Source organism: Streptomyces sp. NRRL F-2664, from assembly GCF_000719345.1.
GTDB lineage: Bacteria > Actinomycetota > Actinomycetes > Streptomycetales > Streptomycetaceae > Streptomyces.
Genome location: NZ_JOFX01000015.1, coordinates 1 through 17,757 on the forward strand (window position 1 = coordinate 1; position 17,757 = coordinate 17,757).

Genomic DNA, 17,757 nt, shown 5'->3' on the forward strand with positions numbered 1-17,757 from the left:
AGTTCTCAAGGAACGGACGCTTCCTTCGTACTCACCCTCTCGGGCTTTCCTCCGGGCTTCGTTCTGCTGTCCTGCGTTTCCGACTCTATCAGACTCTTTAGGGCCCGATTTCCTCGGTGCTTTCCAGGTTCTCGCTTTCGCGATTCCCTTTCCGGCGATTCCAACCGTACCAGACCATTTCCGCGCCGCTATCGACTCGGATTTGCATTCTGTGGCCGTTGGAGGGCCTTTCCCTTTCGGGCGGACCAGACTTTATCAGGTATCCCCGAGTCTGTTTGCCACCCGCCCGCACGGCTCGGCCCGGACACACGTGTGTGCCGGACGTTCTTGCGGGGTGGAGACGACAACGTACTGGAGCGGGGCCCCCGGATGCAAATCCGGTTGCCCCGCTCCGGTGACGGCGCTACGCGAGGGTCTGCATCAGACCTCGACGACGACCGGGAGGATCATCGGACGGCGGCGGTAGCTGTCCGAGACCCACTTGCCCATCGTGCGGCGGATGAGCTGCTGGATCTGGTGCGGCTCGGCGACGCCGTCGGCCGCGGCGCGGGCGATGGCCTCCTCGATCTTGGTGATGACCGCACCGAAGGCTCCGTCGTCGATGCCGGAACCGCGCGCCTGGATGTTCGGGCCGCTCACCACCTTGCCGGTGGTGCTGTCCACGACGACATAGACCGAGATGATGCCCTCGTCGCCGAGGATCCGGCGGTCCTTGAGCGAGGACTCCGTGACGTCGCCGACCGAGAGGCCGTCCACGTACACGTAGCCGGCCTGGACCTTGCCGGAGATGCGGGCCTTTCCGTCGACCAGGTCGACGACCACGCCGTCCTCGGCGATGACGATCCGGTCCTTGGGGACGCCCGTCAGGGCGCCCAGCTCGGCGTTGGCGCGCAGGTGCCGCCATTCGCCGTGGACCGGCATCAGGTTCCGGGGCTTGCAGATGTTGTAGAAGTACAGCAGCTCGCCGGCCGAGGCGTGGCCGGAGACGTGCACCTTGGCGTTGCCCTTGTGCACGACGTTGGCGCCCCAGCGGGTCAGGCCGTTGATCACGCGGTAGACCGCGTTCTCGTTGCCCGGGATCAGGGACGACGCCAGGATCACGGTGTCGCCGGGGACGATCCGGATCTGGTGGTCGCGGTTCGCCATGCGGGACAGGGCCGCCATCGGCTCGCCCTGGGAGCCGGTGCAGACCAGCACGACCTCCTCGGGCGGCAGGTCGTCGAGCGTCTTGACGTCCACGACGAGCCCGGCCGGGACGCGGAGGTAGCCCAGGTCGCGGGCGATGCCCATGTTGCGGACCATCGAACGTCCGACGAAGGCGACCCGGCGGCCGTACTCGTGGGCGGCGTCGAGGATCTGCTGGATGCGGTGCACGTGGCTGGCGAAGCTGGCCACGATGATCCGGTGGTGGGCGTTGGCGAAGACGTTCCGCAGGACCGAGGAGATCTCGCGCTCCGGCGGGACGAAGCCCGGGACCTCGGCGTTCGTCGAGTCCGACAGCAGGAGGTCGATGCCCTCCTCGCTGAGGCGCGCGAAGGCGTGCAGGTCCGTGAGGCGCCGGTCCAGCGGCAGCTGGTCCATCTTGAAGTCGCCGGTGGCGACGACCAGGCCGGCTCCGGTGCGGATCGCCACGGCCAGCGCGTCCGGGATGGAGTGGTTGACCGCGATGAACTCGCAGTCGAACGGGCCGAGGGCCTCGCGCTCGCCCTCCTTCACCTCGAGGGTGTAGGGGCGGATGCGGTGCTCCTGGAGCTTGGCCTCGATGAGGGCCAGCGTCAGCTTGGATCCGATCAGCGGGATGTCCGGCTTCTCCCGCAGGAGGTACGGGACGGCCCCGATGTGGTCCTCGTGGCCGTGCGTGAGGACGATGCCCTCGATGTCGTCGAGACGGTCCCGGATGGACGAGAAGTCCGGCAGGATCAGGTCGACGCCCGGCTGCTCCTCCTCGGGGAAGAGGACGCCGCAGTCGACGATCAGGAGGCGGCCGTCGTACTCGAAGACGGTCATGTTGCGGCCGATCTCGCCGAGGCCACCCAGGGGGGTGACTCTGAGGCCGCCCTTGGGCAGCTTCGGCGGCGGACCGAGTTCCGGATGCGGATGGCTCAAAAGTGTCTCCTCACCACGCACGCCACGTACCCGGAAGGCACGTGGCGCGCATGTCATTCGTGCACTTGCTGTGTCTGCTCTGTATTTGTTCGGTCGTGCTTATTGAGTTGTGAAGTCCGTTGTCAGAGCTGTACCCCGCCCGCGGCAAGATCGATCTTGAGCTGGGCCGTCTCTTCGTCGGTCAGTTCGATCAGCGGGAGCCGCAGCGGGCCGGCGGGCAGGCCCTGCAGGTGGAGTGCTGCCTTGGTGGTCATCACGCCCTGCGTGCGGAACATGCCGGTGTACACGGGCAGCAGCTTCTGGTGGATCTCGGCGGCCTTCTGGACGTCCCCGGCGAGGTGGGCGTCCAGCATGGCGCGCAGGTCGGGGCTGACCACGTGGCCGACGACGGAGACGAAGCCGACGGCGCCGACCGACAGGAGCGGCAGGTTCAGCATGTCGTCACCGGAGTACCAGGCCAGGCCGCTGCGCGCGATGGCCCAGCCGGCTCGGCCGAGGTCGCCCTTGGCGTCCTTGTTGGCGACGATGCGGGGGTGCTCCGCCAGCCGGACCAGGGTTTCGGTCTCGATGGGGACACCGCTGCGGCCGGGGATGTCGTAGAGCATGACCGGCAGCCCGGTGGCGTCGGCGATGGCCGTGAAGTGCCGGTAGAGGCCCTCCTGCGGCGGCTTGCTGTAGTACGGGGTGACGGCGAGCAGGCCGTGCGCGCCGGTGCGCTCGGCCTGGCGCGCGAGCTCCAGGGTGTGCCGGGTGTCGTTGGTGCCGATGCCGGCGACCACGTGGGCGCGGTCTCCGACCGCTTCGAGGACGGCTCGTACGAGGTCGTTTTTCTCCGCGTCGGTGGTGGTCGGCGACTCACCGGTGGTGCCGTTGACGATCAGGCCGTCGTTGCCTGCGTCCACCAGGTGGACGGCGAGCTGCTGCGCGCCATCGAGGTCGAGTGCGCCATCCGCCGTAAACGGCGTGATCATGGCGGTGAGGACCCGCCCGAAGGGGGTCTGCGGAGTCGAGATCGGAGCCATGGGTAACACGCTACTCGCTGCCATGCTCGCCGTGTCCCCTCGGGGGACGTCAACCGTGTGTTGGACGCCGGCACTGCCTGCTCGGGGGTTCAAGCAGTGCCGGGTCCGTTTGATCAGCCTAGATGAACTTTCCGAAACGCCGCAATACGGACACTTCGGACTTGACTCAGTACATCTGTACGCCAGGGGTGTAACGGCCCTTACGGGGCAACGCGACCGTTGGCGTTGTACGCCGCGTACGTCAGCGGCATGAGCTTCGCCCAGTGCTGCTCCATCTTCTCGCCGACCATCTCGATCTCCCGCTGCGGGAAGGAGGGCACGGTCGCGAGCTCGTGCTGGGTGCGCAGGCCCAGAAAGTGCATGAGCGAGCGGGCGTTGCAGGTGGCGTACATCGAGGAGAAGAGACCGACCGGCAGGACCGAACGGGCCACCTCGCGGGCCACTCCCGCGGCGAGCATCTCCTGGTAGGCCTCGTAGGCCTGCACGTACGAGTCCTCCATGACGCGGGCGGTCAGCTCCTGCTGGGCCGCAGTGCCCTCGACGAACACGTACTTGCCGGGGCGGCCCTCCTGGACGAGCTTGCGTTCGGCGTCGGGAACGTAGAAGACCGGTTCGAGCTCCCTGTAGCGGCCCGACTCCTCGTTGTAGGACCAGCCCACCCTGTGGCGCATGAACTCCCGGAAGACGAAGATCGGGGCACTGATGAAGAAGGTCATCGAGTTGTGCTCGAAGGGGCTGCCGTGGCGGTCCCGCATCAGGTAGTTGATCAACCCCTTGGAGCGCTCAGGGTCCTTCTGGAGCTCGTCCAGGGACTGCTCACCGGCCGTGGAGACGCGGGCCGCCCACAACACGTCGGAGTCGGCGGCGGAGTGCTTGACCAGCTCCACCGATACGTCGCTGCGGAAACTGGGTTTCAGATCTGAAGCGGCGGTCTCGCTCACCGGGGGTCCTTCCACACGTGCGTCCTGGGGCGCGCCCACTCTACGGCGCGCCCCGCCGGTCCCCGTGCAGGCCCACCTGCCGCCCGGGGGTGCGCACGGCGGTGGCACAGCTGACGCACAGCCACGAATTCCGAGCAATGTCCGTAATTGCGGCACCGATTGGACGGCCCGTTCGTCCTACGGAGAAGAACCCACCCCCATCGAGCCCGAGGAGAATCCCTCTCATGTTTCGCCGGCGCGAACCCGTCCCGTTCGCCTTCGTCGCCGAGGCCGACCGTTTCCGCAGCAATGTCACCCCTCCGCCGCGCGAGCGGCTGGGCCGGGCCCAGTTGGCCGCCCGTAGCCTGGTCGGACTGAGCGTGGTCGCGGGGCTGGCCGGGTCGCTGCTCTTCGGCATACCGGCGCTGCAGCCGAACACGTCACCGGAGAAGTCGCAGCAGTCCACTGCCTCCGAGGGACGGTAGCCTCACGGGCACAGCCCTACCGAACGTGCATGTGAGTGAGGTCCAGCCGTGCCCCTGCCCTTCCTGACGGCCGACGGCGTCTCCGATGCGGATGACGTCGGCGACGAGGTCCTGGCCCATGCCGACGACGACCACGACCGCTGGCGGCGGCCCTACCGGCCCGGCCCCTGGCGCGTGGCCATCGCCGCACTGCTGCTCCTCCTGTCCGCCTTCATGCTCCTGGCCACCATGATCGTCGCCTTCGCCGGCGGGGGCTGGGCCGGAGCGGGCTCGTGCCTGGCCGCCGCCCTCGCCGTCCTGGCCTCGGCGCTGCAGATGCTGCGCGTCGGCGTATGGGTCAGCCGTACGGGCCTGCGCCGGGTCGGATTCTTCGTGACCCGCACGATCCCGTGGAACGAGGTCACCGGGCTCCGTACGGTGCAGCAGCCGGTGCGCTGGCTCGGGCTGCCGCGGACCGTGCAGGGGCAGGCGCTCACGGTGTCCGCCCGGGGCGTCGAGGAGCCGCCGGTGCTGCTGACCGACCACAACGCCGATTTCCTGTCGCGGGCCGAGGCCTTCGACCGGGCCTCCGACGCGGTCGAGGCATGGGCGGAGGAGTACCGGGCCGTGCCCGCCTGACACCCGGTTCCCGGGGTACGACGGGACGCGCCGCGGGACGCCCGTACAGGTCAGGCCTGTACGGGCTTCTTGTCGTGCAGGGCGATCGCCCGCTGCATGGCCTTGCGCGCCCGCGGGGTGTCCCGGGCGTCGTGGTAGGCGACGGCGAGCCGGAACCAGGTGCGCCAGTCCCCCGGCGCGTCCTCGGTCTCGGCCCTGCGGCGTGCGAAGACCTCGTCGGCCGAGTCGCGCAGGATGCGGCCGTACTGGTCGCGCTCCAGCTCGTCCACAGGCAGGCCGCCCTCCGCCTCCAGCTCACCGGCGAGCTGGTGGGCCCTGGTCACGAACTGCGTGTTCTTCCACAGGAACCAGATGCCGATGAGAGGCAGGATCAGCACGGCCACCCCGAAGGTGACGGTGAGCCAGGTGCCCTGCCGGATCAGCAGCAGGCCCCGGCTGCCGACCAGGACGAAGTAGACGACCAGGACGGCGGCCGTGATGAGGTACGTGATCTTCGCGCGCATCGTGAATCAGTCCGGTCAGCCCAGGTCGAGGAAGTTTTCCAGGCCGAAGGTGAGGCCCGGGGCCTGCGCCACGCGGCGCACGCCGAGCAGGATGCCCGGCATGAAGCTGCTGTGGTGCAGGGAGTCGTGACGGATGGTCAGGGTTTCGCCCTCGCCGCCGAGGAGGACCTCCTGGTGCGCGAGCAGGCCGCGCAGGCGGACGGCGTGGACGGGTACCCCGTCGACGTCCGCGCCGCGGGCGCCGTCGAGCGCGGTGGCCGTGGCGTCGGGCTGCGCGCCGAGGCCGGCCCCGGCGCGCGCGGCGGCGATGAGCTGGGCGGTACGGGTCGCGGTGCCGGAGGGCGCGTCGACCTTGTTGGGGTGGTGCAGCTCGACGACCTCGACGGACTCGAAGTAGCGGGCGGCCTGGGCGGCGAACTTCATGGTGAGGACGGCGCCGATGGAGAAGTTCGGCGCGATGAGCACACCGGTCTTCGGGGAGGCCGCGAGCCAGGTGTCCAGCTGGGCGAGGCGGTCCTCGGTCCAGCCGGTGGTGCCGACCACCCCGTGGATGCCGTGGCGGACGAGGAACTCCAGGTTCTCCATCACCGAGGCGGGGGTGGTCAGCTCGACCGCGACCTGGGCGCCGGCCTCGGCCAGCGTCTCCAGCTTGTCGCCGCGGCCGAGCGCCGCGACCAGCTCCATGTCCTCCGCGGCCTCGACGGCCTTGACCGCCTCCGAGCCGATACGGCCCTGGGCGCCGAGGACTGCCACGCGCAGCTTGCTCATGTTGCTTCCTAACTTGCCGTACGGAACTAGGCGACCACTTCGTCGAGGCGGGCGGCCTGCTTCTCCTTGAGCGGGCCGATCACCGCGAGCGAGGGGCGCTGGGCCAGTACATCCTGTGCGACCGAGCGGACGTCGTCCGGGGTGACCGCGGCGATCTGGGCCAGCATGTCGTCGACCGACATCTGGTCGCCCCAGCACAGCTCGCTCTTGCCGATGCGGTTCATGAGCGCCCCGGTGTCCTCCAGGCCGAGGACGGTGGAGCCGGAGAGCTGGCCGACGGCCCGCTTGATCTCGTCGTCGGCGAGCCCGTCGGCGGCGACCTTGTCGAGCTCGTCGCGGCAGATCCGCAGGACGTCGTGGACCTGGCTGGGCCGGCATCCCGCGTACACGCCGAAGAGGCCGGTGTCGGCGAAGCCGGAGGTGTACGAGTACACGCTGTAGGCGAGGCCGCGCTTCTCGCGGACCTCCTGGAAGAGGCGCGAGGACATGCCGCCGCCGAGGGCGGTGTTCAGCACGCCGAGCGCCCAGCGGCGCTCGTCGGTGCGGGCCAGGCCGGGCATCCCGAGAACCACGTGGGCCTGCTCGGTCCTGCGGCTCACCAGGTCGACGCGGCCGGAGGTGCGGATGCGCTTGGTGCCGGTGCGCGGGCCGATCGGTTCGGCGTCGGTGCGGGTGAGGGCGCCGGCCTTCTCGAAGGCGGCGCGGACCTGGCGTACGACCTTGTTGTGGTCGACGTTGCCGGCGGCGGCCACGACCAGGTGGGTGGGGTCGTAGTGCTTCTTGTAGAAGCGGCGGATCCGGTCGGCTCCGAGGGCGTTGATGGTGTCGACGGTGCCGAGGACGGGGCGGCCCAGCGGGGTGTCCCCGTACATGGTCTGGGCGAACAGGTCGTGGACCATGTCGCCCGGGTCGTCCTCGGTCATCGCGATCTCTTCGAGGATCACGCCGCGCTCGGCGTCGACGTCCTCCTCGCGGATCAGCGAGCCGGTGAGCATGTCGCAGACCACGTCGATGGCGAGCGGCAGGTCGGTGTCGAGCACGCGGGCGTAGTAGCACGTGTACTCCTTCGCCGTGAAGGCGTTCATCTCCCCGCCGACCGCGTCGATGGCGGAGGAGATGTCGAGGGCGGTGCGCCGGTGCGTGCCCTTGAAGAGGAGGTGCTCCAGGTAGTGCGTGGCACCGTTCAGCGCGGGCGTCTCGTCGCGGGAGCCGACGTGCGCCCAGATGCCGAAAGTGGCGGAGCGGACGGAGGGCAGCGTCTCGGTGACGACGCGCAGTCCGCCGGGCAGGACGGTGCGGCGGACGGTGCCGACGCCGTTGCGGCCCTTGAGCAGGGTTTGGGTACGGGCGACGGCCCGCCCCTCCGAAGAGGGGCGGGCCGTCACACGGGAACTACGCGACGTCACTTGTCGGAGTCGTCCTTGTCCGCATCGGCGTCGGCGGTCTCGCCCTCGATCACGGGGACCAGGGAGAGCTTGCCGCGCTGGTCGATCTCGGCGATCTCGACCTGCACCTTGGTGCCGACCGCGAGCACGTCCTCGACGTTCTCCACGCGCTTGCCACCGGCGAGCTTGCGGATCTGCGAGATGTGCAGCAGGCCGTCCTTGCCGGGCATGAGGGAGACGAAGGCACCGAAGGTGGTGGTCTTGACGACCGTACCCAGGTAGCGCTCGCCGACCTCCGGCATGGTCGGGTTGGCGATCGAGTTGATCGTCGCGCGGGCCGCCTCGGCGGCCGGGCCGTCGGCGGCACCGATGTAGATGGTGCCGTCGTCCTCGATCGTGATCTCGGCGCCGGTGTCCTCCTGGATCTGGTTGATCATCTTGCCCTTGGGGCCGATGACCTCACCGATCTTGTCCACCGGGATCTTGACGGTGATGATCCGCGGGGCGAACGGGGACATCGCGTCCGGCGTGTCGATCGCTTCCATCATCACGTCGAGGATGTGGAGGCGGGCGTCGCGGGCCTGCTTGAGGGCGGCGGCCAGGACGGAGGCCGGGATGCCGTCGAGCTTGGTGTCCAGCTGGAGCGCGGTGACGAACTCCTTGGTGCCGGCGACCTTGAAGTCCATGTCGCCGAAGGCGTCCTCCGCACCGAGGATGTCGGTGAGGGCGACGTAGTGCGTCTTGCCGTCGATCTCCTGGGAGATCAGGCCCATGGCGATACCGGCGACGGGGGCCTTGAGGGGCACACCGGCGTTCAGCAGCGACATGGTGGAGGCGCAGACCGAGCCCATGGACGTCGAACCGTTGGAGCCGAGGGCCTCGGACACCTGGCGGATCGCGTAGGGGAACTCCTCGCGGGTCGGCAGGACCGGCACGATCGCGCGCTCGGCGAGCGCGCCGTGGCCGATCTCGCGGCGCTTCGGGGAACCGACGCGGCCGGTCTCGCCGACGGAGTACGGCGGGAAGTTGTAGTTGTGCATGTAGCGCTTGCGGGTCACCGGGGAGAGGGTGTCCAGCTGCTGCTCCATGCGGAGCATGTTGAGGGTGGTGACGCCCAGGATCTGGGTCTCGCCACGCTCGAACAGCGCCGAGCCGTGCACGCGCGGGATGGCCTCGACCTCGGCGGCGAGGGTACGGATGTCCGTGAGCCCGCGGCCGTCGATGCGGACCTTGTCCTTGATGACGCGCTCGCGGACCAGAGCCTTGGTCAGGCTGCGGTAGGCGGCGGAGATCTCCTTCTCGCGGCCCTCGAAGGCCGGGAGGAGCTTCTCGGCGGCGATCTCCTTGACGCGGTCCAGCTCGGCCTCGCGGTCCTGCTTGCCCGCGATGGTCAGCGCCTGGGAGAGCTCGCCCTTGACCGCGGCCGCGAGGGCCTCGTACACGTCGTCCTGGTAGTCCAGGAAGACCGGGAACTCGCCCTCGGGCTTCGCGGCCTTGGCGGCCAGGTCGGCCTGCGCCTTGCAGAGGACCTTGATGAACGGCTTCGCGGCGTCCAGACCGGCGGCGACGACCTCCTCGGTCGGGGCCTCGGCGCCACCCTTGACCAGGGCGATGGTCTTCTCGGTGGCCTCGGCCTCGACCATCATGATCGCGACGTCGCCGTCCTCCAGGACGCGGCCCGCGACGACCATGTCGAAGACGGCGTCCTCGAGCTCGGTGTGCGTCGGGAAGGCCACCCACTGGCCGCGGATCAGCGCGACGCGGACGCCGCCGATCGGGCCGGAGAAGGGCAGGCCGGCGAGCTGGGTGGACGCGGACGCGGCGTTGATCGCGATGACGTCGTACAGGTGGTCCGGGTTGAGCGCCATGATGGTGGCGACGACCTGGATCTCGTTGCGCAGGCCCTTCTTGAAGGACGGGCGCAGCGGGCGGTCGATGAGGCGGCAGGTGAGGATCGCGTCCTCGGAGGGCCGGCCCTCACGGCGGAAGAAGGAGCCGGGGATCTTGCCGGCCGCGTACTGCCGCTCCTCGACGTCCACCGTCAGGGGGAAGAAGTCGAGCTGGTCCTTGGGCTTCTTCGACGCGGTGGTGGCGGACAGCACCATCGTGTCGTCGTCCAGGTAGGCAACGGCGGAGCCGGCGGCCTGGCGGGCCAGGCGGCCCGTCTCGAAGCGGATGGTGCGGGTGCCGAAGGAGCCGTTGTCGATGACGGCCTCGGCGTAGTGGGTCTCGTTCTCCACTAGCGTTTTCTCCATTTTCGTCGTCTCCGTCCGCCGCCCGTGTGGCGGAGAACGGTTGCGGAGAAGCGCTCCTGGCGTGCTGGCCGGTCTTCGATCGAAGCACCCGGTTCGTTGCCCGTGCGGGGCATTCCGGGTGCCACTACCGAGGACCGGCGGCGTGGGAGGGCGCTCCTCCTCTTCAGTTGTGCACGTCTCGTCGTCGGACGTACACGTGCGTCCGTTCCAGACTACAAAGGGACCGGTCCGTACCGCACGTACAGCAAAGGGAGCGGCCCCCGGATGTGGGAACCGCTCCCTTCACGGCGTCTTACTTGGCGCCGGCCGCACCGCGGCGGATGCCGAGGCGCTCGACCAGCGTACGGAAGCGCTGGATGTCCTTCTTGGCCAGGTACTGCAGCAGGCGGCGGCGCTGGCCGACCAGGATCAGCAGACCACGACGGGAGTGGTGGTCGTGCTTGTGGGTCTTGAGGTGCTCGGTCAGGTCCGAGATGCGGCGGGACAGCATCGCGACCTGGACCTCGGGAGAGCCGGTGTCGCCCTCCTTGGCACCGAATTCGGCGATGATCTGCTTCTTGGTAGCGGCGTCAAGCGGCACGCTTACTCCTCGTTCAGGTCTTCTTGGCCACCGAGTGCCCCAGGTCTGAGTCTCTGGGGAGCTTCCGTTACTCGGGAGGCGGGGTCCGCTGAGCGCAGTCCACAGACCCCTTCGCAGGGATCCGGGGGACGCGTACACAAACGGCCGTCACACAGCGTACCAGGCTGCCGCTCCGCCCCGTCTCAGCTGGTGAGAGCGCGGGCCCGGGCGTACACGTCGAGCACGGCCAGGGTCAGGGGCACCAGGCTGAGCAGGACCGCCGCCTCGGTGAGGTCGAGCAGCCTTCCCCAGAAGGGTGACAGGCCCTTGCGGGGGATGACAAGCGCAATTCCGGCGAGGAGGGCGGCGCCGGCGGCGACGGCGGCGGTGAGCCAGATCGTACGGATGTCCAGGCCGCTGCGGTCCTGGTCGTGGAGCAGGGCGTCGAGGAGGGCCTGCGGCGGGTGGAGGGAGATGCCGAGGATCAGCAGTGCGACGGCTGCGAGGCCTGCGGCCAGGGCGCACACCACCTGGGAGGTGTAGCGGAAGAGGCGGGCGCGCAGCAGCATGGCGAGGCCGGTGGCCAGGGCCAGGAGGCGGCCCCAGGTGCTGTCGGAGAAACCGAGGACGGCGGCTGCGCCCACGGCGACGGCGGCGCAGCCGGCGACCAGGCCGAGCAGCATCTCGTGGCCGCGGCGGGCCTGGGCGGCGATCGCCTCGGCGTCGAGCGGGATGCCCGGCTCGTTCTGCTCGGCGCCGGACGGGTCTCCGTAGGGCTCGGTCTCGTAGCGGTCCGGGCTCACCGCATGGTCGACGTATTCGTCGGCTGCGCTCTGCGGGGCGGCGTAGCCGATGGGCAGCCGCGCGAAGCGGGCGGAGAGTCCGGGGAGGAAGGCGACGAGGCCGATGGCGACGGGTGCGCAGACGGCGGCGGTGGAGGTGGCGGAGGCCTCGGCGGCGATCGCGGCGAAGGTGGCGAGGGTGCCGGTGGCGGCGACGAAGGTGGCCGCGACGAAGGGGGCGTCGCCGCTGGGGGTGAGGGCGACGAGGGCGACCGAGGCGACCAGGGCGCAGACGCAGCCCAGCAGGAACTGGAGCCGTCCGGGGCCCTGGCCGACGGCGGGGCCGATGATCCCCGACCCGGCGATCATCAGGTGCGGGAGGGCTCCGAGGCCCAGGGCCACGGCGGAGAGGCGGTCCCGGTAGACGCGGGCGCGGACCCCGGCGACGGCGGTGAGCAGGACGCCGACGGCGCCGGCGATGATCCCGGGCAGGCCGTGCATGTCGTGGCGGACGGGGTCGGCGTACCAGAGGACGAAGCCCAGCATGACCAGGAGCACCGCGCAGCCGGCCAGGCCCGCGCCGCGCAGCATGTCGTCGCTCCAGCGGTGCCGGTCGCGCACGACGGCGGAGGCGACCGCGTCGGAGACGTCGTCGAAGACGGCCGGCGGCAGGGACTCGGCGAAGGGGCGCAGGCTCAGCACCTCGCCGTCGAGGACCTGCTGGGCGGCGAGGGTGCGGGCTCCGTCGAGGACGGTCCCGGACCGGCGTACGAGGTGGAAGCCGGTCGGGGCGCCGACGGGCTGGGTCTGGCCGGTGAGGCGCAGCAGCTCGGGGTAGACGTCGGCGACGGCGATGTCCTCGGGAAGGGCGACGTCGATACGGCTGTCGGGGGCCACGACGGTGACCCTGCAGAAACCCGTCGTCCCGGCCGTACTCACCTGCGTGACCCCCTTGGTTGGTGTCCGCGCCCGTGCTCGATTCGCGGATGCGCATGCTGCGCGCGACACCCTACCGGGCGTATGAGCGACAGTCGGCAAGTAGGATCACCGTCGCGTGGGGGATACCCCCTGCGCGCCCGGGACTTGGGGGCGCCGGTTGCGACGTCCCGTCCGTTTTCGAGGGATTGATGCTCCGGTGAGCCAGATCGTCGTCAAACGCCCGCCGCGGTCCCTGCCGCCCGAGGTTCCCTCGGAGGAGCTGCGGCTGGAGGCTCCTCCCGAACTTCCGCGCGGGCAGCAGGAGGGCATGCTGATGCAGCTCCTGCCGATGCTCGGCATGGGCTCGTCCGTCGTCTTCTTCTTCATGCCGGGCGCAGCCCCCTTCATGCGCATCATGGGTGTGCTGATGCTGGCGTCGACGGTGGCCATGGTCGTGGCGCAGCTGGTGCGCCACCGGCGCGGTACGCAGGGGCAAATGGCCGACGTGCGCCGGGACTACCTCAAATACCTCGCCCAGACGCGCCGTCAGGTGCGCCGGACGGCGCGGGCCCAGCGCGATGCGCAGCTCTATCTGCATCCCGCGCCGGAGCAGTTGTGGTCGGTGGTGGCGGACGGTTCGCGGCTGTGGGAGCGGCGGGTCGGCGACCCGGACTTCGGGCAGGCCCGGCTGGGGCTGGGCGTACAGCGTCTGGCCACCCCGCTGGTGGCGCCGGAGACGGCGCCGGTGGACGAGCTGGAGCCGCTGACGGCGGGCGCGATGCAGCGCTTCCTGAAGGTGCACTCCTCGCTGGACGGGCTGCCGATGGCGGTGTCGATGCGCGCCTTCTACCACGTGGCGGTGTCCGGGGAGCCGGAGTCGGCGCGGGGTGCGGCGCGGGCGCTGGTCGCGCAGTTGGCGACGCTGCACTCCCCCGAGGACCTGATGGTGGCCGTGGTGGCCTCGCCGGGGGCGGTGCCCTCGTGGGACTGGACGAAGTGGCTGCCGCACACGCAGCTGCCGGGGCAGGTCGACGGGGCCGGTACGAAGCGGCTGTTCGGCGACGACCTCGCCGAGCTGGAGGGGATGCTGGCCTCCCGGCTGGAGGGGCGGCCGCGGTTCAGCCGTGACGTCTCCCCGGTGTTGGACCAGCCGCACCTGGTGGTCGTGCTGGACGGCGGGATGGTGCCCCCGGACTCGGTGTTCGCGGCGGCCGAGGGCCTGCAGGGCGTGACCATCGTCGAGGTGGTCGCGGGTGAGCTGGACGAGCCGCGCGGTGGTCTGTCGGTCGTGGTGCGGCCGGGCCGGCTGCGTCTGGAGTCGGGCGGCGGGGTCGCGTACGAGGGTGTGCCGGACACCCTGTCGCTGCCCGCGGCGGAGGCCCTGGCCCGGCAGCTGGCGCCGCTGCGCACGGGCGGCGGGGACGACGACGAGCCGCTGCTGGCGAACCTGGACTTCACGGACCTGCTGAACCTGGGCGACGCGGCCGCGGTGGACGTGGCGCGGACCTGGCGGCCGCGGTCGGCCGGGGAGCGGCTGCGGGTGCCGATCGGCGTCGGCGAGGACGGGGCGCCGGTCATGCTGGACCTGAAGGAGGCCGCGCAGGAGGGCATGGGCCCGCACGGCCTGTGCGTGGGTGCGACCGGTTCCGGCAAGTCGGAGCTGCTGCGCACGCTGGTGCTGGGTCTGGCGGTGACGCACACCTCGGAGACGTTGAACTTCGTGCTCGCCGACTTCAAGGGCGGCGCGACCTTCACGGGCATGGGCCAGATGCCGCACGTCGCGGCCGTCATCACCAACCTCGCGGACGACCTCACGCTCGTGGACCGCATGGGCGACTCCATCCGCGGCGAGCTGCAGCGCCGCCAGGAGCTGCTGCGTGCGGCGGGCAACTACGCGAACATCCACGACTACGAGAAGGCCCGGGCGGCGGGTGCCCCGCTGGAGCCGCTGGCGTCGCTCGTCCTGGTCATCGACGAGTTCAGCGAGCTGCTGACCGCGAAGCCCGACTTCATCGACATGTTCATCCAGATCGGCCGCATCGGCCGGTCGCTGGGGGTGCACCTGCTGCTCGCCTCGCAGCGGCTGGAGGAGGGCAAGCTGCGCGGCCTCGACACCTACCTGTCGTACCGGATCGGTCTGCGGACCTTCTCGGCGGCGGAGTCGCGGACGGCGATCGGTGTGCCGGACGCCTACCACCTGCCGTCGGTCCCCGGTTCGGGCTACCTGAAGTTCGGTACGGACGAGATGGTGCGCTTCAAGGCGGCGTACGTGTCGGGCACCTACCGCTCGGGCGGGCCGGACCTGTCGGTGGGGCAGTTCCCGGTGGAGCGGCGCCCGGCGCTGTTCACGGCGGCGCCGGTGCCGGTGGTGTACGCGGCCCCGGACCCGGCGTACCTGGCGGCGCGGTCGTCGCGGGAGGACGACGCGCTCGCGGACACCGTGCTGGACGTGATCGTGAGCCGGCTGGAGGGGCAGGGCGTGCCGGCGCACCAGGTGTGGCTGCCACCGCTGGACCAGGCCCCGCCGCTGGACCAGCTGCTCCCGGCGCTGGCGCCGAGCGCGGAGCGCGGACTGCACGCGGAGGGCTACACGCGGCCCGGCGGGCTGGTCGTACCGCTCGGCCTCATCGACAAGCCGTTCGAGCAGCGTCGTGAGGTGCTGTACCGGGACTTCTCGGGGGCGGCGGGCCACATGATGGTGGTCGGCGGTCCCCAGTCGGGCAAGTCGACGCTGATGCGGACGCTGGTGTCCTCGTTCGCGCTCACGCACACCCCGCGCGAGGTGCAGTTCTACGGGCTGGACTTCGGCGGCGGCAGCCTGTCGGCGATCGCCGACCTGCCGCACGTGGGCGGTGTCGCCTCGCGCCTGGACCCGGAGCGGGTGCGGCGCACGGTCGCGGAGGTGGGGGGCATCCTCAACCGCCGCGAGGAGTTCTTCCGCGCCCACAACATCGACTCCATCGGCACCTACCGGCGCCGGCGGGCGGCGGGGGATCTGCCGCACGAGCCGTGGGGCGACGTGTTCCTGATCGTCGACGGCTGGGGCAACTTCCGGGGCGAGTACGAGGTCTTGGAGCAGGTCGTCACGGACATCGCCGCGCGGGGTCTGGGCTACGGCATCCACGTGGTGATCACCGCGGGCCGGTACATGGAGGTCCGGGCGGCGCTGAAGGACCAGATGCTGAGCCGGCTGGAGCTGCGGCTCGGCGACACCATGGACTCGGAGTTCGACCGCAAGGTCGCCGCGAACGTCCCCACGGGGATGCCGGGCCGCGGCCAGGTGGCGGAGAAGCTGCACTTCCTGGGCGCGCTGCCGCGGATCGACGGCTCGCACGAGGCCGGTGACCTGTCGGAGGCGACGGGGGCCTTCGTGGAGGCGGTCCGACAGAACTGGTCGGGGCCGGCGGCGCCGGGCGTCCGGCTGCTGCCGCGGCTGCTGCACGCCGACCAGCTGCCCAAGGGCGGGGAGTTCCCCCGGCGCGGTATCGCGATCGGCATCGACGAGACCGATCTGGAGCCGGTGTTCGTCGACTTCGAGACCGATCCCTTCCTGCTGGTCTTCGGTGAGAGCGAGTCGGGCAAGACGAACCTGCTGCGGCTGATCGCCAAGCAGATCGCCGAGCGGTACACGCCGGACCAGGCGCGGCTGGTCGTGGGCGACTACCGGCGTACGCTCCTGGGGGCGCTGCCGGAGGAGCACCTGCTGGAGTACGCGCCGATGGCGAGCTCCCTGCAGATGCACATGGAGGCGCTGGGCGGGGTGTTCTCGCGGCGGCAGCAGCCGCCGGCGGACGTCACTCCGCAGCAGCTGCGCGACCGCAGCTGGTGGACGGGTCCGGACGTGTTCATCATCATCGACGACTTCGACCTGGTGGCGACGAGCCAGGGCAATCCGCTGGCCCCGCTGGTGGAGTACCTGCCCTTCGCCCGTGACACGGGAGTCCGCTTCATCATCGCGCGCAGTTCGGCGGGTGCCTCCCGGTCGATGTACGAGGCGTTCATGCAGCGGATCAAGGAGCTGGGCGCACAGGGCGTGGTCCTGTCCGGTGATCCGGCGGAGGGCGATCTGGTCGGTACTGTCCGGCCGCGGCCGATGCCGCCGGGCCGGGGCTACTTCGTCTCGCGCCGGCGGGGCACGTCGCTGGTCCAGCTCGGCCGGATGCCGGGCGGTGTGTGAGCCGGCGCCGGGAAAACCGTCCCGGCCGGCGGCGCAGCCCCGATAATCGGCGGGGAAGACCGCACCACCGAGGGAGAGGCCGCCCATGGGCACCCAGCAGGAGAAGGACGAGCTGTACGCGCTCGACATCAGCGGTGTGGAGTGGGAGGGGCCGCCGGGCACCAGCCCGGACGAGGAGCGGGTGGAGATCGCGCGGCTCCCCGACGGGGCGGTGGCGATGCGGTCCTCCCTGGACCGGGAGACCGTGCTGCGGTACACGGCCGCCGAGTGGGAGGCCTTCGTGCTGGGGGCCCGGGACGGCGAGTTCGACCTGGACCGCCACCAGCCGTAGGGCGTGTCTTCGGGATCGAGCCGGGCCCCGCTCCCTGGCATGATCCGAAAGACACGCCCCAAGGGGCGCGCAGGACGCCGAAGGGGCGCGCCCGTGACGGGTGCGCCCCTTCGGCGTGCTCGGCCCCGGGGACCGGGTCCCCGGCCGGGCTCAGTAGGCCTCGGTGAAGAGGGTCGAGGCCCGCTTGTCGGTGGCCCGGTAGTCGTCCTTGCCGCGCTCGATGAGCTTGGCGACCTTCTCCAGCTCGGCGTGCATGGTGTCGGCCTTGGCCTTGTACTTCTTCTGGAGGGTGACGTACTCGCGGTGCGCCTCACCGTCCCAGGTGTCCGTGACGACCTTCACGGCCTGCTCCATCTCGGCCAGGTCCTTGAGGATGTTCCCGGAGACGATCCGGATGCGGTCCGCCATCTGCTGAACGGTCTCGTACCGGACCCGGGTCCCGTCGTTCGCCGTCATGTTCTTCTCCTTGTCGCTGCGGCCGAATGGGAAGGGGAGCGTTGCTCAGATGCCGTCGAGGCCCGAGCGGGGGCCGGAGGCGGACGCCGGCTGGACGGCGTTCTTGAACGCGGCCCGGACTTCCTCGTCCTGGGCGTTGCTGAGGTTCTTGGTCTGCGCCACGGCGTTGTGCAGGACGCCGAGGAGCCGGCGGATCTCGTCGTGGCTGTCGTTGAGCGTCGTCTGGGCCGTGATGAAGCCGGAGGCGCCCACACCGGTCCACCCGGCACTCACGGTGGCGATGATGTCGGCCAGCTCGCGGGCCTGCTTGGAGACGGCGGTTCCCGTCTCCTGGATCTTGTTCTTCGCCTGGACGACCGGATCGTCCGCAAGTCCGAAGGTGTTCGTGCTCATCGAAGCTCCTCACTTCTCAATTCGCCGGCAGAACCGGCGGATTGCGCAGCGGGGCGGGCGTGCCTGGCGCGGATGTGTG

Annotated in this window: 15 protein-coding genes; 4 read left to right on the forward strand and 11 right to left on the reverse strand. The window is 70.4% G+C overall.

Going from position 1 to position 17,757, the window contains the following annotated elements; all coding sequences use genetic code 11:
- Window positions 1–420 precede the first annotated feature (420 nt).
- From IF89_RS0115620 to thyX, 3 genes are all read right to left on the reverse strand, one after another.
- Window positions 421–2,106, reverse strand: coding sequence for a ribonuclease J (locus IF89_RS0115620; protein ID WP_030767274.1), 1,686 nt, complete (start codon window positions 2,104–2,106; stop codon window positions 421–423).
- A 122-nt stretch (window positions 2,107–2,228) separates the two neighbouring features.
- Window positions 2,229–3,128, reverse strand: a complete 900-nt coding sequence (gene dapA / locus IF89_RS0115625) for a 4-hydroxy-tetrahydrodipicolinate synthase (RefSeq protein WP_030767277.1) — start codon at window positions 3,126–3,128, stop codon at window positions 2,229–2,231.
- Between the two features lie 200 nt (window positions 3,129–3,328).
- Window positions 3,329–4,069 (reverse strand): FAD-dependent thymidylate synthase, encoded by a 741-nt coding sequence (gene thyX / locus IF89_RS0115630; RefSeq protein ID WP_030767281.1) that lies wholly within the window; start codon window positions 4,067–4,069, stop codon window positions 3,329–3,331.
- A gap of 224 nt (window positions 4,070–4,293) precedes the next feature.
- On the opposite strand from thyX, the gene IF89_RS0115635 reads away from it, so the two are divergent.
- Together IF89_RS0115635 and IF89_RS0115640 are read left to right on the forward strand one after the other, a co-directional pair.
- Window positions 4,294–4,533 carry a hypothetical protein gene (locus IF89_RS0115635; RefSeq protein ID WP_030767284.1) on the forward strand — a complete coding sequence of 80 codons (240 nt, stop codon included), beginning with the start codon at window positions 4,294–4,296 and terminating at the stop codon, window positions 4,531–4,533.
- Between the two features lie 48 nt (window positions 4,534–4,581).
- Window positions 4,582–5,151, forward strand: coding sequence for a PH domain-containing protein (locus IF89_RS0115640; RefSeq protein WP_030767286.1), 570 nt, complete (start codon window positions 4,582–4,584; stop codon window positions 5,149–5,151).
- Window positions 5,152–5,201: 50 nt separating this feature from the next.
- Here IF89_RS0115640 and IF89_RS0115645 read toward each other — a convergent pair whose 3' ends face one another.
- The 6 genes from IF89_RS0115645 to eccD form a co-directional block, all read right to left on the reverse strand.
- A complete protein-coding gene (locus IF89_RS0115645; protein ID WP_030767288.1) occupies window positions 5,202–5,654 on the reverse strand; it encodes a hypothetical protein in 453 nt (150 codons plus the stop codon).
- Between the two features lie 15 nt (window positions 5,655–5,669).
- Window positions 5,670–6,422, reverse strand: coding sequence for a 4-hydroxy-tetrahydrodipicolinate reductase (gene dapB, locus IF89_RS0115650; protein ID WP_030767291.1), 753 nt, complete (start codon window positions 6,420–6,422; stop codon window positions 5,670–5,672).
- A 26-nt stretch (window positions 6,423–6,448) separates the two neighbouring features.
- Window positions 6,449–7,828, reverse strand: a complete 1,380-nt coding sequence (locus tag IF89_RS0115655) for a M16 family metallopeptidase (RefSeq protein WP_030767294.1) — start codon at window positions 7,826–7,828, stop codon at window positions 6,449–6,451.
- Window positions 7,825–10,047 (reverse strand): polyribonucleotide nucleotidyltransferase, encoded by a 2,223-nt coding sequence (locus IF89_RS0115660; protein WP_030767296.1) that lies wholly within the window; start codon window positions 10,045–10,047, stop codon window positions 7,825–7,827. The genes IF89_RS0115655 and IF89_RS0115660 overlap by 4 nt, the downstream gene beginning before the upstream one ends.
- Before the next feature lie 307 nt (window positions 10,048–10,354).
- A complete protein-coding gene (gene rpsO, locus IF89_RS0115665; RefSeq protein ID WP_007266917.1) occupies window positions 10,355–10,642 on the reverse strand; it encodes a 30S ribosomal protein S15 in 288 nt (95 codons plus the stop codon).
- A 182-nt stretch (window positions 10,643–10,824) separates the two neighbouring features.
- Window positions 10,825–12,342 (reverse strand): type VII secretion integral membrane protein EccD, encoded by a 1,518-nt coding sequence (eccD, locus tag IF89_RS0115670; RefSeq protein ID WP_030767299.1) that lies wholly within the window; start codon window positions 12,340–12,342, stop codon window positions 10,825–10,827.
- Window positions 12,343–12,538: 196 nt separating this feature from the next.
- On the opposite strand from eccD, the gene IF89_RS0115675 reads away from it, so the two are divergent.
- Together IF89_RS0115675 and IF89_RS0115680 are read left to right on the forward strand one after the other, a co-directional pair.
- Window positions 12,539–16,498, forward strand: a complete 3,960-nt coding sequence (locus IF89_RS0115675) for a type VII secretion protein EccC (RefSeq protein WP_030767302.1) — start codon at window positions 12,539–12,541, stop codon at window positions 16,496–16,498.
- Window positions 16,499–16,583: 85 nt separating this feature from the next.
- Window positions 16,584–16,829 (forward strand): DUF397 domain-containing protein, encoded by a 246-nt coding sequence (locus IF89_RS0115680; protein ID WP_030767305.1) that lies wholly within the window; start codon window positions 16,584–16,586, stop codon window positions 16,827–16,829.
- A gap of 150 nt (window positions 16,830–16,979) precedes the next feature.
- Here IF89_RS0115680 and IF89_RS0115685 read toward each other — a convergent pair whose 3' ends face one another.
- The gene (locus IF89_RS0115685; RefSeq protein ID WP_030767308.1) at window positions 16,980–17,285 is read right to left on the reverse strand and encodes a WXG100 family type VII secretion target; all 306 of its coding nucleotides are present in this window, start codon (window positions 17,283–17,285) and stop codon (window positions 16,980–16,982) included.
- A gap of 45 nt (window positions 17,286–17,330) precedes the next feature.
- Window positions 17,331–17,678, reverse strand: coding sequence for a WXG100 family type VII secretion target (locus tag IF89_RS0115690; RefSeq protein ID WP_030767311.1), 348 nt, complete (start codon window positions 17,676–17,678; stop codon window positions 17,331–17,333).
- Window positions 17,679–17,757 lie beyond the last annotated feature (79 nt).